Origin of the sequence: Pseudomonas sp. Marseille-P9899 (assembly GCF_903166565.1) — a bacterium.
Taxonomy (GTDB): domain Bacteria; phylum Pseudomonadota; class Gammaproteobacteria; order Pseudomonadales; family Pseudomonadaceae; genus Aquipseudomonas; species Aquipseudomonas huaxiensis.
This window is the reverse complement of sequence record NZ_CAESCG010000011.1, coordinates 79,026-97,108: the sequence shown is the minus strand read 5'-3', so window position 1 is coordinate 97,108 and position 18,083 is coordinate 79,026. Positions and strand designations below refer to the sequence as shown.

Below are 18,083 nucleotides of genomic sequence, written 5' to 3'. Positions count from 1 at the left end.
GGGGTCACCCGCGTAACAGGCTGTATACTTGCCCACCTGTCCAAGCTTGTGAGGTAAGTGCATGCCATCGGTAATTTCCACCGACGTCCTGATCGTCGGCGCAGGGGTCGCGGGTCTCTGGCTCAATGCCCGGCTGCGGCAACTGGGCTATTCGACGGTATTGGTGGAACGGGCCAGTGTTGGCGGCGGGCAAACCCTCAAGTCTCAGGGCATCATCCACGGCGGCGCCAAATACGCGCTGCACGGCGCCCTCACCGGCGCCTCCGAAGCCATCGCCGATATGCCGCGGCGCTGGCGCGAGGCGCTGGCCGGCAACGGCGAGCTGGACCTGTCCGGCGTTCGTTTGCTGTCCGAGGCCCACTATCTCTGGTCTCCCGGCACCCTCGCCGGCAACCTCACCAGCTTCTTCGCCAGCAAGGCCGTGCGCGGCCGGGTCGATCAGGTCAAGGGCGAGCAATTGCCGCCGGCCCTGCAAGACCGCGCCTTCAAGGGCAAGGTCTATCGCCTGGCCGAACTGGTGGTCGATGTACCAAGCCTGCTCGAACGCCTGGCCGAACTTGCCGGCGACAGCCTGCTGGCTGGCGAGCGAATCGAAGCCCTGCGCGACGGTGACGAGCTGGTCGGCCTGCGGGTCGATGATCGCGAGATTCGCGCTCAACGCGTCGTCCTCAGTGCCGGCGCCGGCACCGCTGACCTGCTGGCCGATCTCGGCCTGAGCCAGCCAGCGATGCAGCGTCGACCGCTGCATATGGTCCTGGCAAAGGGCCCGAGCCTCAAGCCGCTGTATGCCCACTGCCTGGGAGGCGGACCGAAACCGCGCATCACCGTGACCACTCACCCGGCCGCCGACGGCCAGTGGGTCTGGTACCTCGGCGGCGACCTGGCCGAAGCCGATGGCGTGGCCCGCGAACCCGACGCACAGATCGCCGCGGCGAAGAAAGAAGTCGCCAACCTGCTGCCATGGGTCGACCTGAGCCAGGTGTGTTGGGCCACCTTGCGGGTCGACCGCGCCGAGCCTGCGCAATCCGGGCTGGTCCGGCCAGACAACGCCTTTATCGCCGACCAGCAACGACTGCTGGTGGGCTGGCCGACCAAGCTCGCGCTGGCACCGGACTTCGCCGATCGCGTCCTCCACGCGCTGGAGCGCGACGGCATCAAGCCCGGCAATCTCCCCGCCCTGCCCGACCTGCCCAAGCCACCGCTGGCGCAACCGGTATGGGAGCAACTGCTGCCATGACCTTGCCCACCCTGCACGACCTTCATCGCCCCTTGGGCAGCACCGGCCTGTCGGTTTCGCCACTGGGCCTGGGCACGGTCAAACTGGGCCGCGACCAAGGGGTCAAATACCCCAACGGCTTCACCATCCCGGACGATCACGAAGCCCGTCAGTTGCTGGCCCAGGCCCGCGAACTGGGCATCAACCTGATCGACACCGCGCCGGCCTATGGCCGCAGCGAAGAACGCCTCGGCCCGCTGTTGCGCGGCCAGCGTGATGAGTGGGTGATCGTCAGCAAGGTCGGCGAAGAGTTCGACGACGGCCAGTCGCGTTTCGACTTCAGTGCCGCGCACACCCGAGCGTCGGTGGAACGCAGCCTGAAGCGCCTGGAAACAGAATGTATTGATTTGGTCCTGGTGCACTCCAACGGTGACGACCTGCATATCCTCGACATCGAGGAGGTCTACCAGACCCTCGCCCTGCTCAAGCAGGAAGGCAAGATTCGCGGCTTCGGCTTCTCCGGCAAGACCGCCGCGGGCGGCCTGAAAGCCCTGGAGCAGGGCGACTGCGCCATGGTCACCTACAATCTCAACGAACAGGCCGAGCGTCCGGTGCTCGATTACGCCGCCAGCCACAACAAGGCCATTCTGGTGAAGAAGGCCCTGGCCAGCGGTCACGTGTGCCTGAGCCCGGGCGTCGATCCGGTGCGTGCCAGCTTCGAGTTGCTGTTTGGCCATCCCGGCGTGACCAGTGCTATTGTCGGCACCATCAATCCGGTGCACCTGGCCCACAACGTGGCCACCGTTTCCCAGGTGCTACGCAAGCGCTGAACCCGCTGAGCCGCCGCCGCGGCCGACCCCAACGCAAGAAGGAGCCGACATGCCGCGAACGCTGATCCGCAAGAATCCGAGCAACTTCAAGACCCTTCCCTTGCATGTTGAAGCCGGCCCCGATGGCCTGAGCTACCAGAGCATCGGCCGGCCACTGAACTTCGCCCAGACCTTGCAACGGCGCAAAGCCATCCAGGTTCCCGACAGCGAGCGCTTCGCTGTCGAACTGGCAAACCTCGGGGTGTCGGTACGACTGACCCTGCACTGGCAGAACCGCGATTACTGGGTGCTGGTACGCCAGCGCCGCCAGGACCGCGGCGACGTGGTGCTCAAGCTGATCTCCGGTTACGTCCCCGCCCAGGAACTCAATCTGCCGCTGCACACGGCGGTGCAGGAGGTCGCCGAAGAATGCCTGCTGGAAACCCCGGAAGGCTGGCTCGGCGGCCGCTTCAACGAGACCTGGCTACCGGCCCCGTATGCCGAAGCGCTGCACTATCGCGAAGCACTGCCCTTCGTCCTCACCCCGCACTCCGGCGCGGCGCGACCGGTGCGCTGCGGCAACCTGCAATTGATCGAGCGCCCACGCGCCTACGTGCACCTGCCGACCGCATCGCTGCAACTGATCTACGACCTGCGCCTGCAGGTACCGAAGGAGGCCAAGTCGCTGAGCCTGTTCCATGTCGATGAGCGTCTGGAAGGCGATCAACTGGTCGCCCGGCTCAACCGCAGTCGTCCCGATCTCTACCTGATGCCGCTTGAAGACGGCCAGCCGCTGCCCGAGCTGTACCACCTGAAAAAAGACCGCCTGCTGCCGGCAAGCACGCGCGGCCTGTACCTGGCCGAGAGCTTCGCCCGGCAGGACGGTTGGGTGGTGCGGGACGAAAGAATTCGCTGGAAGGATTGGCTCAGGCAGCAAGGCCTGGCCCCGACGAAGCCGGCCAGCGGGTTGCAGCGGTTGACTGGCAAGCTGCTGCAGATTGCCCGGGGTAGCCTGGGCAAATGATTCGGGCCCCGTTCGCGACGTTTCATCGCGAACGGGGCCCGTCTTTTTCTTGAATCAGTTCTTGCGGATCTTCTCGACAATCGCCGTGGTCGAGCTATTTTCCACCAGCCCCAACACCTTCACCGTCCCGCCATAGGCCTTGACGATATCGGCGCCGACCACTTGATCGATGCCGTAGTCACCGCCCTTGACCAGCACATCCGGCTTGACCTGGCTCAGCAGGTTTTCCGGAGTACCTTCAGCGAAACTGATGACCCAGTCCACAGCACCCAGGCCGGCCAGCACGGCCATGCGCCGGTCGACGCTGTTGATCGGACGGCCCGGCCCTTTCAGGCGACTCACCGAGGCGTCGTCGTTGACCGCAACGATCAGGCGATCGCCTTGGGCGCGTGCTTGTTCCAGGTAGGTCACGTGACCGGCATGGAGAATGTCGAAGCAGCCGTTGGTGAAGACGATCTTCTCGTTGTGCGCCCGCGCATCATCGATGGCCAGCAGCAACTGATCGAGGCTCAGCACACCGCGCTCGGAGCCTTCTTCGCGCTGGATCGCCCGGCGCAGTTCCGGGGCACTGATTGCGGCCGTACCCAACTTGCCGACCACGATACCGGCAGCAAGATTGGCCAGACCGACCGCGTGGGGCAGGTCTTCACCGGCGGCGATGGCGGCGGCCAGCGTGGAAATCACCGTGTCGCCGGCACCGGTCACATCGAACACTTCACGGGCGCGGGCTGGCAGGTGCAGGGCCGGGTGCTCCGGGCGCAGCAGGGTCATGCCGTGCTCGCCGCGGGTCACCAGCAAGGCGCCCAGTTCCAGGTCACGCATCAGCTCGCCGCCCTTGGCCACCAGTTCGGCCTCGTCGGCGCAACGGCCGACGATGGTTTCGAACTCACTGAGGTTCGGGGTGATCAGGCTGGCGCCACGGTAGATGGAAAAATCCTTGCCCTTGGGGTCGGCCAGCACCGGAATGCCGCGCTCGCGAGCGGCCTGGATCAGGCTCTGGTGATTCTTCAGTGCGCCCTTGCCGTAGTCGGACAGGACCAGCACTTTCACCCCTTCCAGCAAGGCGTCGACTTCCGCGCCGAGGGAGAGCGGGTCGGTTGCAAAGGGCTCTTCGAAATCGATACGCAGCAGTTGCTGGTGACGGCTCATGACCCGCAGTTTGACGATGGTCGGCTGGTGGGCGATGCGCTGGAACACCGAGCGCACGCCTGCTGCTTGCAGGCTGTTGGCCAGGCTGTCGGCGGCCTCGTCCTGGCCGGTAACCCCGACCAGCGCAGCCGGCGCACCGAGCGCGGCAATGTTCAACGCAACGTTGGCCGCACCGCCCGGACGGTCCTCGATCTGCTCGACCTTGACCACCGGCACCGGCGCTTCAGGCGAGATTCTGGAGGTACCGCCATGCCAGTAGCGGTCGAGCATGACATCGCCGACCACCAGTACCGGGGCTTGATCGAAACGCGGCATGGACAACTTCATGGAGAACCCATCAGACAAAATGAACAGGGGCGGGATATTAGCACAGGCTTCGCGCCAGCCAGATTACAGCCAGCGCCGCGCCGTGCGGGCCAGGGCGCAAGACGCCCTGGCGAAGGTGTTTCAGGTGATGTCAGCCTTGCTTGGCTCATCCAGCCCCATGGCATGCAGGCGGGCGTAGTAGCCGTTCTCGGCGAGCAACTGCTGGTGCGTACCGCGCTCGACGATCCGGCCCTGATCCATGACCAGAATCAGGTCGGCCTTTTCGATGGTCGACAGGCGGTGGGCGATCACCAGGGTGGTGCGGCCCTTCATCACCTGATCCAGGGCTGCCTGGATATGCCGCTCGGATTCGGTATCCAGCGCCGAGGTGGCTTCGTCGAGGATCAGCAGCGGTGCGTTCTTCAACAGTGCGCGGGCAATCGCGAGACGCTGGCGCTGGCCACCGGACAGCAGCACGCCGTTTTCGCCAACCTGGGTGTCGAAGCCCTGCGGCAGTTGCTCGATGAACTCCTTGGCGTAGGCATCGGCGGCGGCGGCCTCGATCTGCTCGCGGGGCGCGCCGGCCAGATCGCCATAGGCGATGTTGTTGGCGACGCTGTCGTTGAACAGGGTCACATGCTGGGTCACCTGGGCGATGTGCTTGCGCAGGTTGCGCAGCCGATAGTCCTCGACCTCGACGCCATCGAGCAGGATCTCGCCATGCTCGTGCTGGTAGAACCGCGGGATCAACCCGGCCAGCGTCGATTTGCCGCTGCCCGAACGTCCGACCAGAGCGACCATCTGCCCCGGCTCGGCGCTGAAATTGATGTCGCTGAGCACCAAGCGCTCGGTGCCCGGATAGGAGAAGGTCAGATTGCGCACTTCCAGCCGGCCGCTGACGCGATCACGCTCGACAGTGCCGCTATCGACTTCAGGCTCGACGTCCAGTTGTTCGAAAATGCTCTCGGCACCGGCCACGCCTTTCTGGATGGTCGAGCTGACTTCCGAAAGCTGGCGGATCGGCTTGGGCAGCAGGCCCGCAGCAGTGATATAGGCTACAAGGTCGCCAGCGGTGGCATCACCGCGCAGGAACAGCACCAGGAACATCAGCACCGCCATGGCGGTGTAGATCACCAGTTGCAGCATCGGCGTGTAGACCGCGCCGGTCTTGGTCATGCGCAGTTGCTTGTCGGTGTTGCTCTGGCTGGCCTTGGCAAAGCGCTCCTGCTCGTACTGCTCGCCGCCGAAGCTGCGCACTACGCGATAGCCCTGGATGGTTTCCGAAGCGACATGGGTCACGTCCCCCATGGCCACCTGGATCTTCTTGCTCTGCTTGCGGAATTTCTTGCTCGCGCTGCTCACCATGACGGCAATCAGCGGCAGGATCGCCAGCATCACCAGGGTCAGTTGCCAGTTCATCCACAGCAGGTAGATGAACAGGAACACCACGGTCAGGCCTTCACGGATCACCACCTTGATGGCGTCGGTCGCGGCGCCGGTGACCATGGTCACGTTGAAGGTGATGCGCGAAATCAGGTGACCGGAGTTGTTGTTGTCGAAGTAGCGGTTGGGCAGGACCAGCAGCTTGTTGAACAGCTCGACCCGCAGGTCGTGCACCAGGCCCAGGGAGACCTTGGCCAGAAAGTAGTTACCCAGGAATGAACCAAGACCCTGCCACGCCGCGATCAGTACGATCAGCAGGGGCACGGCCTGGAGCAGTTGCAGGTCCTTCAGATACGGCACGGTGGGGAACAGCACCGCTTCGGGGTTGCTCAATCCATCGACGAAATACTTGAGGATGCCGGCCAGCATGGGCTGGGTCGAGGCGAAGATAACGAACCCGACGATACTGACCAGGAAAATGCCCACATAGGGCTTCACATAGCTCAGCAGACGGAAGTAGATCTTCATACTCGAAGGGGCAGACGATTCGGGGGCAGTCATGAGAATCCGTCATGTGAAAAAGAGGCGGGATTGTATCACAAGCACTTTTTGCCACTTCCTGCTGAGGTAATATAGCCGGCTGGCCTTTACACCGGAGTTTCGATGCAAGCGCTCGACCATGCCCGCTACCTTGCCCTGCGCGAAGGTGCGCACGTTCTGGAGGCCGACGGCACCGGAGACAAGGTATTACGCCTGCGTGACGGCTCGATGCTGAAGCTGTTCCGCCGCAAGCGCCTGATCAGTTCGGCTGCCTGGTACCCCTACGCACGCCGTTTTGCCGACAACTGCAAGACCCTGGCCGAACGGGCCATCCCCTGCCCTCGCGTACGCGAGGTCTATCGCATCGCCGACATCGCCCGCGATGCAGTGCACTACGACCCGCTGCCGGGCAAGACCCTGCGCCAGTTGCTGGATGATCCCGACAGCGGTGACAACCTGCGACGTCAATTGGGCATTTTCATCGCCCGGCTGCACGAGAAAGGCATCTACTTCCGCTCCGCGCACCTGGGCAATGTGGTGCTGACGCCCGAGGGCGAACTCGGCCTGATCGACATCGCCGACATGCGCACCTACCGCCGCCCACTGCGCAAGATCCAACGGCTACGCAACTTCAAGCACATGCTGCGCTACAAGGAAGATCGCGCCTGGTTGCTGGGCAACGGCAGTGATGTGTTCGAACGTGCTTACCTGGCGGCGCAGGCCATCTGCAAGCCCGCCGATCTCACCGCCGCCCTGGCGAAGGCCTGAAACGAAGCGACCACCCAAAGGTGGTCGCAGGATGCATCAGATCAACCAGCGCTTGGGTGACTGGACCACTCGTCCCAGCACCATTGCTGCCGGCAACAGCACCAGAGGCCAGAGCTCGTCGGGGTTGCCGATGAGCTTGCTGCCGTCGAAGTTCAACATCACCAGCGAAGCAGCCAGGAACAGTCCCCACGCGTCGCGCAGACGCCAGGCTTGCCACAGTGTCGCAGCCATCACCACGCCAAACAGAACCAGCGATACCCCGCCGGTATACAGCCCCAGCGCCACAAAGATGTTGTGCGGATGCTGAATCGGCATTGAGCCCGCAAGCATTTTGTCGGTCTTGAATTCGACCCCGCAGCCGAGCAGCCAACCGCAATTTTGCCACTCACCCACCATGATCCGGAACAGCTCGATCCGGAAGGAGTCACCACGCGCCATCATTCCAGTGAACCAGGCCTGGTTGCTGATGATCCAGAGCACAACCCCGGCGACCACGACACCAATCGCCAGCCCTATCAGCCCACGCTTCGGGAAACGCCAGATGCTGTAAGCCGCCCAGAAGCCCAACAGGAAGACAGCACCCACCAGCGCCGTTCGAGTCTGCAAGACAAACACCACAGCGAAGAGGCTCAGCACCACAGCACTGAGCGCTTCAATCCAGCGACGCTCCTTCAACCACAGAGGGAACGCCAAGGCCAGCGCACAGAGCAACCAGATACTCGCGTAGATAACGTTCTCAAGGCGGGATGGCAGCAGGTTGACACGCTCGCCGAACGCATGGATCCCGCTCAGATAGGCATAGGCTGCAAACCCGTAAATGTAAGCGCAGAGAATCCAGAACATGCACCGCACAAACGCCGGGTGCCGGAAGAAGTCAGGCTCGACCAACGCAGCGATGATGAAGACGAACAGTCCCACATACAGGATGTGTTTGTAGAACTGGCCATCCCCCGCAATCGCGGCGGGCACCAGGAACCACAGCAGGAAAACCAGCCAGGCCCAGACCAACGGCTGCTGCACCAGGCCAGCACCTCGCTCCTTGATCAGGAACACCAGTCCCGGCAACGCAATAAAGGCGTAGAAGATGTTATTCGTCCATTTCGACGATGCCATCAGGATGTAGCTCAAAAGAAAGATGATCGTGGCTACGGCGAAGTAGCTCCGACTTGTTCTGTTTCCCACACTTGACCTCACAAAACAGCGTTAATCAGAAAACCTATCACCACGCCAACGGCAACGCTGCCTATGAGCTTGATGCGATCCCTGCGTTTACGTCGAAGCTTGTTGACGCGTTCTTGCGGCAACTCGACATGCTCTCCAAATCCGGTGTGCAGCACCGCATCATTTTCCAGAATCAATGCATAGCGGTTTTCCGCCGCGTACAGGCGGGAAAGGCTCTTCTCGCCAGAGTGCGCAGCATAGGGCGCATGCTGCTGGTAATCCGCCAGGCGGCGCAGCCCCGGGTTGAACGAAAAACCCTGCCAGTCGGCCTTTTCCGAGCCCAACTGATAGAACGGGATGCCCTGTACCACTTGCCGCTCATTGAGGAAGACGTACGGGCTGTGCACCTGAAGATCGTGATTGAAACTGCGCAGCCACACTTGCAGGGCTTGCGGGTCAGCTTCGAGCAGGGCCTGCGACTCTTCAATGAAGCCCGGACGATAGAAGTCCCAGTCGTCCTCGCAGTGGAAGACCCAGAACGTCTTGATCTGCGCGTAAGCGGCGTCGATCGAACGCATCTGGCCCAGCTTGGGTTTGTTGACGATGAACGTGGTGTGATCTCGCCAGGCTGCCGGGATGCAATCGCGTACGGCTTCGTCACCCGAGTCTTCGGTGATGAACACCTCGCGAATGGGCGCGGTATTGAAACGGTCGAATGTTTCGAGCGTACGCTTCAACAGGTCGAACCGACCACAGCTGGTCACCATCAAGGTGATCTCACTGCTCTCGCTGAAGACCATTGTTATTCTTCCTCGGTAAAAAACGATTGGACTGGCTTACAGGCCGACAACGTTGCGCAGTTTGTTCCACCAGCCCGGCGCCACATGCGGGCGCAACGGCGGACGCATGGCATCGACGATAGCTTTGCCCAATGCATGGAATGTGAAGCGCTGCTCGGCCAACAACTGGCCGTTGCGCGATATTGTCAGGGCCAGTTCGGGCTGCTCGCGCATGTACCGCAATTTCTCGCGAAACTCTTCAAGATCCCGGTACAGCACAATGTTGTGCAGATCGACGAAACCAAGCGCGCGGTTTTCTTCCTCGCCCTGATCGAAGGCGAACAGCACGCAACCGCACGCCATGGCCTCGAAGTTCTTGATCATGTACTCGCCCATGCCGACATCGGCACTGACGAAGAAACGGATTCGACTCAGGGTCTCCCTGTACTCCTCACCCGACTTGGTACGGGTGATGAGCAGGTTTTCGACTGCCGCGATCGACTCGAGCATCGCCTTGCGCCCGGAATAGGCCACGCTGCGCAGGCTACCGACAAAAGCCAGTTCGATATCACGCTCACGCTGCTCATTGCTCAACAGGGCCTGGTCGTAGCCCTTGGGAATGAACACTGCGTCGAAGCCTTCATCACACAGGCGGCGAGTCACCACTGCCCCGGACGTGATAACCCTCGCCCACGGCAGATTGCGGTAGTGCTTGCTGAACTTGCCGGTGTATTTGCAAGGGATGTAATTCTGGTAGGCGTCATGCTCCAGAATCACCAGGTTAGGCAAGGTACGGATGAAGTTGACCTGCCGAATCTCCTTCTTGAAGCGCAAGAAGAACAGAATCCGATCGTAGTCCTCGACCTTCACATGCTCCCGGAAGTACTTGCGCAAGTTGTCCTGCTCGGCATCGGTAAGCCAGCGGATATCGCATTCGCACTCAGCCGCGATGCCGTCGTAAAGACGATCGAGAATTGCGCGCTGATCTTTCTGAACCAGGAAAAGGACTTTCACCGTTGCTCTCTCTTGTCGGCCGTGGCTTTGACCCAGAAGAGTTCGTGCCGGCGTACGGCCTTGCGGAAGAACTCGTTTTCGCCAAAGGCAGGCCATCTTCTGGCGGCCAGATAATGCTGGAACAGTCGCCGCAAACGCCGCTTGAACGGGGGGCTGGGTTGAAGGTCGTGCATCATGCCCAACGACATAGCCTTTTGCCACTGCTGTTGCGAAGTCACGGCATGGGTCCAGGGCCTCATCGGCGCCTCGCCATCGAAATGCGGTGGCAGCGCCACGCCGCTACCGGCATTGCCCATCGGCCAGCGATCGTTGTCGTGAAGATGATTGGCGTAATGCAACAGCCAGCGTGGCTGCCAGTCGGTCCGCGTCAACGCTTCGATCAGCGCGTCACGGGCGCAGATGTGGTCGGGATGAGGATCGAGGAGTGGCTCGGGCAGCACGATGGTCCACGGGCGAATCCGCTCGATCAGCTCGCACAGATCCTGGACCAGGTTGCGCCAGGAGGGCGTGCCGTCTGCATCGCTGGTCAGTGACAGGTTGTTGAAACGCCGAAACAGGCGGGTATCCAGCAGATCCGCCTCACGGGAGCCAACGGCTTTTTCCGGCTCGGCCTTCATCGCGGGCAGTTGCAGGCAGAAGTATCCGAGTTGCACGCAGCGCTCCTGCGGCACCCCCGCCCACAGCGGCACGCTGATGCTGTCCCAGGCGCGAAGCTCGCCCTTGAGCCGAGCGGCGGCAACCGGGTCGAGGCCCATGGCACGGTAGTGTTCGGTTTCGATTTCGCCGGCGGTCAGGGTGACGATCCAGCTTTCCCGTGCCTCACCGTAGGTGGCGAAGGCTGCCAGCTCGGCATCGTCGGCATGCGGCGCAATGACCAGCAACGGCCCGTCCAGGTAGTCGGGGTGGCGGCAGACAAACAGCTCGGTCTGCTCATCCAGCCGGCAATGCTGCCCGCCCAGCCAGAGTCGGCCCTCGTTCAAGGCCAAATACTGTCCCGTCAGATTCAGGTAACGGACACCGGCCACGCCACGTTCGAACGCCTGGCTGTCCTCTTCGTCGCCGCGAATCTTCACCGCAGGATCAAGAAAGCGTCCCAGAACGCCAGCCCGCAAACGCACTTTGAGCACCAGCGTGTCGCCCGGCTGCAACTGACAGCCCGGTGGCAAGCTCAGCCGCCCCTGATTCAGGGTCAATGCATGGCACTCGTCGGCGTCGATGCGGTAGTCGTAATCGCTGACCGGAGAGTAAAACAGGTGATCGGCAAACCACGCCTCGTGCGCCACCCAGGCGACCACCGCCAGCAGCAGCGGCAACCACCAGGCCACCAGCACGCCAACCACGACCAGCAATAGCAGAGCGAGCAACAGGCCCATTCGCTTGTTGCGGCGGTGCCGTTTGAGCAACTGCTGTTTGCGGTTCACACCTGGAACACCGGCACGGGGTTGCACCATCGGTCCTTGTACTCGCGATCAGAACGGCCAAAGGAGAAACGCAGCGACTTGTTGTGTGCGCGGGCATCCTCCCAGGCACTCTGGGTATTGAGGAAGCTGAGCACGCTGCCCGGACTGAATTCGCGGGTCTGTGGGTCAACACCGCCGTTGACGTATTCCACGCTGATCCATTCTGGCGCTTCAACCCTGTACACCAGCTGAATGGCAATCGGTGCATCGTTGAGAAACACCACCGAACCGATCAACAGCGACCGCAGCCGCTCGATGACTTCCGCCATGCGCTCGGCGCCGGTGGCGGGGAAGGTCCAGCGACGCAAGAACAGGTCGCAGTACATCGCGGCGATTTCAGCGCTGTCGAAATCCTGGATCGGCCGCACCACACCACCCGCCTCTTCCAGCAGGCGCAACTCGCGGCGTTGGTTGTAACGGAATTTTTTCGACAGGTCTTCCGGTTGCCGCGCCATGGCCAGCGATTCGGCCTGCGGCTGGAGCGTGCTGAAACGCCCCTGATTCAATTCCGACAGGTAACGCCCGGCATGCCGTAGCGGCGCCTGGGCATCGGCTGCGGCCGGCAGGATGATTTCGGCGTTGCCGAGATCGAAGAGACCTTTTTTACCGTGGCGTTTAAGCACATCCTTGGACAAAGCCAGGTGACGCCCCCAGACCGGAATCGCAGCCTTGGTCTCGCCGGACTGCTGCCAGGCCAGGTAACGCACCGGAATTTCGGCCATTTCGGCGAGCTGTGCGACCACCAGCGGGTGCGTCGCGACGCTACCGCCGAAACGCACCCAGGCCTGTTCATAAGTCTGAGCGTCGACAACGCTCCAGCCGCGCTCGCGCCAGCCTTGAAGTCGATTGAGCATCAGGCCTCCGCAGTCAGCGTGACGACGTGAGGCAGGCGCCAGAACACTTCGCGCACCGCTTCATCGGAGAATCGCTCACGCAGCCGTTCAAGCATGCGCGCCCGGCACTCCTGGCGTTGCTCGTCAGTCATCTGCGCGAGTACTTGCAGCGCCTGGGCCAGTGCCGCGGCATCCCCGAGCGGGAACAGCACACCGACACCTTCCACCACTTCGACCGCACCGCCGCACGCCGTCGCGGCAACCGGCGCACCCGCCACCATGGCTTCCAGCAGGACCATGCCGAACGGCTCGTGGTCCGAGCTCAGGGCAAAGGTGTCGAAGGCAGCGAAGTAGCGCCTGGCATCGGGCACCTGGCCGAGGAAGTCCACCTGATCAGCAATGCCCAACTCGGTGGCCAATGCTTTCAGCGAACCTTCCAGACGCCCCTTGCCGAGGATTGCCAACCGCGCTCCGGCCGGAAGGCTCGGCAACGCCTGGGCGAAACCGCGCAGCAAGGTTGCCTGGTCCTTGTCCGGATGAAGTCGGCCGACGTTGCCGACAATCCAGGCTTGCGGGTCCAGTTTCAGCGCGATGCGGGCCTCGGCGGCCGGCACCAGCGCAGCTTGGAGCGCGTCGATATCGATACGGTTGTACAGGGTCTGGATCCGCTCAGCCGGCCATTTCGGCAGGCAACGGCGCATGTTGTCACGCACCGCGTCGGACACACCCAGCAGGCTCAGGCGCTTGCTGAACAGATTGGCGAACAGCTTCCGGCTACCCCGCTTGTAGTCATCGAAGGCGTGATGCACGCCAATGACCGGCAGGCGCGTGGCCAGCAGGGTGATGTAGATGGGTTTGAAGCGATGGGCGATACAGAAACTGAAATCGCGCTCGGCAGCAATACGCCGCAACGCACGGATCGCCCCCAGCTTCAGGCCACGAATGGCACTGGAGCTGAATTCGAGAAACAGCACTTCGTCACTGGCGCAGCCCGCTGCCACCTGGGCATCGGCCTTGCCAGTGAGAAACACCGTAGTGACCTTGTAGCCACTGCCGGCGAACAGGCTGGCGTACTGACGGGCGCAATCGAGAAAGGGCCCGTCGTAGCCATGGCAGAACTGCAGGACACGCTTGTCAGTCGAGCGTGTCATAGGCTTTCGCGCCGTCCTTCACCACCAGGATGTCTTCCATGATCAGGTACTGCAGGTCGGAGCCGAAGAACATGTTCAACGCGTCGGTCGGCGAGCAGATCATCGGCTCGCCACGGCGGTTGAGCGAGGTGTTCAGCGATACGCCGTTACCCGTCAGTGTTTCCAGCGCTTTCATCATGTCGTAGTAACGCGGGTTGTACTCGCGCTTGAGCACCTGGGCACGGGAAGTACCGTCTTCATGGACGACTTCCGGCACGCGGGTTTTCCACTCTTCCGAAACTTCGAAGGTGAAGGTCATGAACGGCGCCGGGTGATCGACCTTGATCATCTGCGGGCCGACGGTATCGAGCATGGACGGGCAGAAAGGCCTCCAGCGCTCGCGGAACTTGATCTGTTCGTTGATCCGGTTGGCCACACCCGGCACGCTCGGGCAGCCGATGATCGAACGGCCACCGAGGGCGCGCGGGCCGAACTCCATGCGGCCCTGGAACCAGGCCACCGGGTTGCCATCGACCATGATCTGGGCGATGCGCTCCGGCATGTCGTCGATTTTGCGCCATTTCGGTGCGCTCGGATGACGGGCGCAGGCGGCGATGACATCTTCGTTGGAGTACGCGGGGCCGAGATAGACGTGCTCCATCTTCTCCACCGGCACGCCACGGGCGTGGGAAACATAGGCTGCGGCGCCCACTGCGGTGCCAGCATCGCCGGACGCCGGCTGGACGAACAGCTCTTTGAGGTCCGGGCGGGCGATGATTTTCTGGTTCAGCTTGACGTTCAGCGCACAGCCGCCGGCGAAGGCGAGCTTGCCGGTTTCCTTGAGGACGTCGCCCAGGTAGTGGTCGATCATCTGCAGCGCCAGCTTCTCGAACAGCGCCTGCATGCTGGCGGCGTAGTGGATGTACGGCTCGTCGGCGATGTCGCCTTCGCGCTTCGGACCCAGCCACTCGATCAGCTTCGGCGTGAAGTAGAAGCCCTTGCCCTTCTCTTTATAGCGACGCAGGCCGATGACGTTGGCGTACTCGGTGTTGATCACCAATTCGCCATTTTCGAAGCTGGCCAGGCGCGAGAAGTCATATTTGCTGGCATCGCCGTACGGCGCCATGCCCATGACCTTGAACTCGCCGTCGAGCATTTCGAAACCGAGGAACTCGGTGATCGCGCCGTACAGGCCACCCAGCGAATCCGGATCGAAGAATTCCTTGATCTTGTGGATCTTGCCGTTCTCGCCGTAGCCGAAGAAGGTGGTGGCGTACTCGCCCTTGCCGTCGATACCGAGGATCGCGGTCTTTTCCTTGAAACCCGAGCAGTGGTAGGCACTGGAGGCGTGCGCCAAGTGGTGCTCGACCGGCTCGATCTTGATCTTCTTCGGATCGAAGCCCAATTGCTCCAGGCACCAGACGATCTTCTTGCGGTAGCGCTTGTAGCGACGGTTGCCCATCAGGATCGCGTCAAGGGCGCGGTCCGGGGCATACCAGTAGCGTTTGGCATAGTGCCAGCGAGCCTTGCCGAACAGGCTGATGGGCGCGAACGGGATCGCGACCACATCGACGTCGGAAGGCTTGATGCCAGCCTGTTCCAGACAGAACTTCGCCGATTCGTAGGGCATGCGGTTCTTTGCATGTTTGTCGCGCACGAAGCGCTCTTCTTCAGCGGCGGCAATCAGCTTGCCGTCGATGTACAGGGCCGCGGAAGGATCATGGCTAAGGGCGCCGGACAGGCCAAGAATCGTCAATGCCAAGGGTCTAGCCTCTTTATTCGGTAAAAATGCGCTGCGGCCTCATCGGGCTGGCGGCGGCGAAAGGGCGGGATTATAACGCAAAGCGAGGGGGCAATAGGAGGGTTGCTGCAGGGCCCGCTCCGGACCCTGCGGGAGGCCGGAATCACTCGGCGATCAACCAATCCATCCGCCAGCTTCCGCCTGTCTGCCCCAGGCACTGCGCCAGCCATGGCAGCAGCTCGCGCAACTCCTCCTCCAGCCCCCACGGCGGGTTGGCGATAGCCAGGCCCGAGCCGTTCAGGCTTTGCGGGGTGTCCTGCGGATGCACGTACAGCTCGACACGCAGCAGCTTCGGCGCGCCGGTGCTGGTCAGGTCCTGGTAGTAACGCACCAGTTGGCGCTGGTCCTTGATCGGGTACCAGATCGCCGCGACGGTCTGCCGCATGCGGCCGATCGTCTCTTTCATCGCGTTGGTGCAGCGCTTCAGCTCGTCAGGCTTCTCGAACGGCGGGTCGATCAGCATCACCGCGCGCTTTTCCTGCACCGGCAGCAACGCCCGCGGCACATGCCAGCCTTCGCCCAGGTGCACGGCGACACGCGGGTCCTTCTTCATGTTGTCCTTGAGCAGGGCGCCGTCTTCGGGATGTTTCTCGTTGAGCAACACCCGGTCCTGCTGCCGCGCCATGCGCCGCGCCAGCTCGGGCGAGCCCGGGTAGTAGCGCAGTTCGCCGTCGGGATTGAGCTTGCGCACGATGCGCAGGTAATCCTCGGTGATGGCCGGAAGGTCGTCGCGCCCCCAGAGTCGGCCGATGCCTTCGACCCACTCGCCGGTGCGGGTTGCCTGGTCGCCCTGCAGGTCATACAGGCCAAGGCCGGCGTGGGTGTCGAGATAGGCGAAAGGCTGCTCCTTGCGCGACATCAGGGCAATCAGACGGGTCAGCACGATGTGCTTGAAGACGTCGGCGTGGTTGCCGGCGTGGAAGGCGTGACGATAGTTCATGGCAACTCCTGGGAGGGCCGGGAAGTTTACCTTGTCGAGCCCGCGCCGTCAGGTTGCGCCCGCCGAAACGACAACGGCCCGCACCTCGAAGGAGATGCGGGCCGTCTCAAGCAACGATGTCAGTGCGTGTTACTTGTTGGCGTGGTAGTCCGCGTCAGCTTTCTCGAAGCGCGAAACCATGCTCGCCGAAGCACGGCCAGCCTTGCTCACCAGCACGATGGCGATGGTGGCAAACAGGAAGCCCGGGATGATTTCGTACAGGGTGGTACCGCTGTAGCTCTTCCACAGGATCACAGTCAGCGCACCCACCACGATACCGGCCAGCGCACCGTTGCGGGTCATGCCTTTCCACAGCACGGAGAGCAGCACCACCGGACCGAAGGCAGCACCGAAGCCGGCCCAGGCGTAGGCAACCAGGCCCAGCACGCGGTTGTCCGGGTCAGCGGCCAGGGCGATGGCGATCAGCGCAACCGCCAGCACCATCAGACGACCGACCCATACCAGCTCAACCTGCGAGGCATTCTTGCGCAGGAAGGTCTTGTAGAAGTCTTCGGTCAGGGCGCTCGAGCACACCAGCAACTGGCAGCTCAGGGTGCTCATGACCGCCGCCAGGATGGCGGACAGCAGGACACCGGCGATCCACGGGTTGAACAGGAGCTTGGCCAGTTCGATGAACACGCGCTCGCGGTTCTCGGTAACAGGAGTTGCCACTTCCGGATTCGCCGCGAAGTACGCGATACCGAAGAAGCCCACGGCGCAGGTGCCGGCCAGGCACAGGATCATCCAGGTCATGGAGATGCGACGGGCATTGGCGATCGACTTCACCGAATCGGCCGCCATGAAGCGCGCGAGAATGTGCGGCTGGCCGAAGTAGCCCAGGCCCCAGCCCATCAGCGAGATGATGCCGATGAAGCTGGCGTCGCGGAACATGTTGAAGTTTTCGGGGTTCTGCGCCTCGATCGCAAGGAAGGTGGTGTCAACGCCGCCGGTGGCGAGCAGCACGAAGATCGGCGTCAGGATCAGCGCGAAGATCATCAGCGAAGCCTGCACGGTGTCGGTCCAGCTCACCGCCAGGAAACCACCGACGAAGGTGTAGGCGATGGTCGCGGCAGCACCGGCCCACAGCGCTGTCTCGTAGGACATGCCGAAGGTACTTTCGAACAGGCGGGCACCGGCCACGATGCCGGAGGCGCAATAGATGGTGAAGAACACCAGGATGACCACGGCGGATATGATCCGCAGCAGGCCGCTATGGTCTTCGAAACGGCTGGCGAAGTAGTCCGGCAGGGTCAGCGCGTCGCCGTTGTGCTCGGTCTGTACCCGCAGGCGACCGGCGACGAACAGCCAGTTGAGGTAGGCGCCGACGGTCAGGCCGATGGCGATCCAGGCTTCCGACAGGCCCGACATATAGATGGCGCCCGGCAGGCCCATCAAGAGCCAGCCGCTCATGTCCGAGGCACCGGCGGAAAGCGCGGTCACCACGCTACCGAGGCTGCGGCCACCGAGGATGTAGTCGGAAAGGTTTTTGGTGGAGCGATAGGCCATGAAGCCGATCAGCACCATTGCCGCGATGTAGATCACGAACGTAATCGTGATGGGATTGCTGGTCATGTATTTCGCCCTGGCGTTTGTTTTTATGTAGCAACAGCCTCTCACGAGGTTGCACCCAGGCGGCGCATGCTATGCAACAACGCAAATGAGGTGCAACCGTTTTTACAAAAGCAGTTGCACCTTGTGGGAAAAATTACACTACAACGTGTTTTTGCTCCT

The 18,083-nt window shown here is 62.4% G+C and carries 15 protein-coding genes; 4 read left to right on the top strand and 11 right to left on the bottom strand.

The window, feature by feature from the left end:
• Positions 1-61: 61 nt before the first annotated feature.
• Genes HWV67_RS30505 through HWV67_RS30495 form a run of 3 tightly spaced genes read left to right on the top strand, consistent with a single transcriptional unit; the run spans position 62 to position 3,049 of the window.
• Entirely contained in the window at positions 62-1,237 is a 1,176-nt protein-coding gene (locus HWV67_RS30505) for an NAD(P)/FAD-dependent oxidoreductase (protein ID WP_175653919.1), read from the top strand.
• Positions 1,234-2,046: an aldo/keto reductase gene (locus HWV67_RS30500; RefSeq protein ID WP_175653918.1), complete on the top strand. Its 813-nt coding sequence runs from the start codon at positions 1,234-1,236 to the stop codon at positions 2,044-2,046. Before HWV67_RS30505 ends, HWV67_RS30500 begins: the two co-directional genes overlap by 4 nt.
• A gap of 49 nt (positions 2,047-2,095) precedes the next feature.
• Positions 2,096-3,049 carry a metal ABC transporter ATPase gene (locus tag HWV67_RS30495; protein ID WP_095155913.1) on the top strand — a complete coding sequence of 318 codons (954 nt, stop codon included), beginning with the start codon at positions 2,096-2,098 and terminating at the stop codon, positions 3,047-3,049.
• Positions 3,050-3,103: 54 nt separating this feature from the next.
• On the opposite strand, the gene hldE is transcribed toward HWV67_RS30495, so the two are convergent.
• Positions 3,104-4,525: a bifunctional D-glycero-beta-D-manno-heptose-7-phosphate kinase/D-glycero-beta-D-manno-heptose 1-phosphate adenylyltransferase HldE gene (gene hldE, locus HWV67_RS30490; RefSeq protein ID WP_095155912.1), complete on the bottom strand. Its 1,422-nt coding sequence runs from the start codon at positions 4,523-4,525 to the stop codon at positions 3,104-3,106.
• A 120-nt stretch (positions 4,526-4,645) separates the two neighbouring features.
• Positions 4,646-6,448, bottom strand: coding sequence for a lipid A export permease/ATP-binding protein MsbA (msbA, locus tag HWV67_RS30485; protein WP_175653917.1), 1,803 nt, complete (start codon positions 6,446-6,448; stop codon positions 4,646-4,648).
• 102 nt (positions 6,449-6,550) lie between these two features.
• Here msbA and HWV67_RS30480 point away from each other — a divergent pair, with 102 nt between their 5' ends.
• Complete coding sequence (locus HWV67_RS30480) at positions 6,551-7,195, top strand: toluene tolerance protein (RefSeq protein WP_175653916.1); 645 nt, start codon at positions 6,551-6,553, stop codon at positions 7,193-7,195.
• 36 nt (positions 7,196-7,231) lie between these two features.
• Here HWV67_RS30480 and HWV67_RS30475 read toward each other — a convergent pair whose 3' ends face one another.
• From HWV67_RS30475 to putP, 9 genes are all read right to left on the bottom strand, one after another.
• Positions 7,232-8,323 (bottom strand): O-antigen ligase family protein, encoded by a 1,092-nt coding sequence (locus HWV67_RS30475; protein ID WP_371929361.1) that lies wholly within the window; start codon positions 8,321-8,323, stop codon positions 7,232-7,234.
• A 62-nt stretch (positions 8,324-8,385) separates the two neighbouring features.
• Complete coding sequence (locus HWV67_RS30470) at positions 8,386-9,156, bottom strand: glycosyltransferase family 2 protein (RefSeq protein ID WP_175653914.1); 771 nt, start codon at positions 9,154-9,156, stop codon at positions 8,386-8,388.
• A 36-nt stretch (positions 9,157-9,192) separates the two neighbouring features.
• Entirely contained in the window at positions 9,193-10,149 is a 957-nt protein-coding gene (locus HWV67_RS30465) for a glycosyltransferase family protein (protein WP_175653913.1), read from the bottom strand.
• Positions 10,146-11,600: a PIG-L deacetylase family protein gene (locus tag HWV67_RS30460; RefSeq protein WP_175653912.1), complete on the bottom strand. Its 1,455-nt coding sequence runs from the start codon at positions 11,598-11,600 to the stop codon at positions 10,146-10,148. The genes HWV67_RS30465 and HWV67_RS30460 overlap by 4 nt, the downstream gene beginning before the upstream one ends.
• Positions 11,567-12,463 carry an antimicrobial resistance protein Mig-14 gene (locus tag HWV67_RS30455; RefSeq protein ID WP_175653911.1) on the bottom strand — a complete coding sequence of 299 codons (897 nt, stop codon included), beginning with the start codon at positions 12,461-12,463 and terminating at the stop codon, positions 11,567-11,569. Before HWV67_RS30455 ends, HWV67_RS30460 begins: the two co-directional genes overlap by 34 nt.
• Positions 12,463-13,593 carry a glycosyltransferase gene (locus HWV67_RS30450; protein WP_175653910.1) on the bottom strand — a complete coding sequence of 377 codons (1,131 nt, stop codon included), beginning with the start codon at positions 13,591-13,593 and terminating at the stop codon, positions 12,463-12,465. Before HWV67_RS30450 ends, HWV67_RS30455 begins: the two co-directional genes overlap by 1 nt.
• Entirely contained in the window at positions 13,577-15,334 is a 1,758-nt protein-coding gene (locus tag HWV67_RS30445) for a carbamoyltransferase family protein (protein WP_095155904.1), read from the bottom strand. The genes HWV67_RS30450 and HWV67_RS30445 overlap by 17 nt, the downstream gene beginning before the upstream one ends.
• A gap of 142 nt (positions 15,335-15,476) precedes the next feature.
• Positions 15,477-16,313, bottom strand: a complete 837-nt coding sequence (locus HWV67_RS30440; RefSeq protein WP_095155903.1) for a 23S rRNA (adenine(2030)-N(6))-methyltransferase RlmJ — start codon at positions 16,311-16,313, stop codon at positions 15,477-15,479.
• A 129-nt stretch (positions 16,314-16,442) separates the two neighbouring features.
• Positions 16,443-17,924, bottom strand: coding sequence for a sodium/proline symporter PutP (gene putP / locus HWV67_RS30435; protein ID WP_175653909.1), 1,482 nt, complete (start codon positions 17,922-17,924; stop codon positions 16,443-16,445).
• Positions 17,925-18,083: the final 159 nt, after the last annotated feature.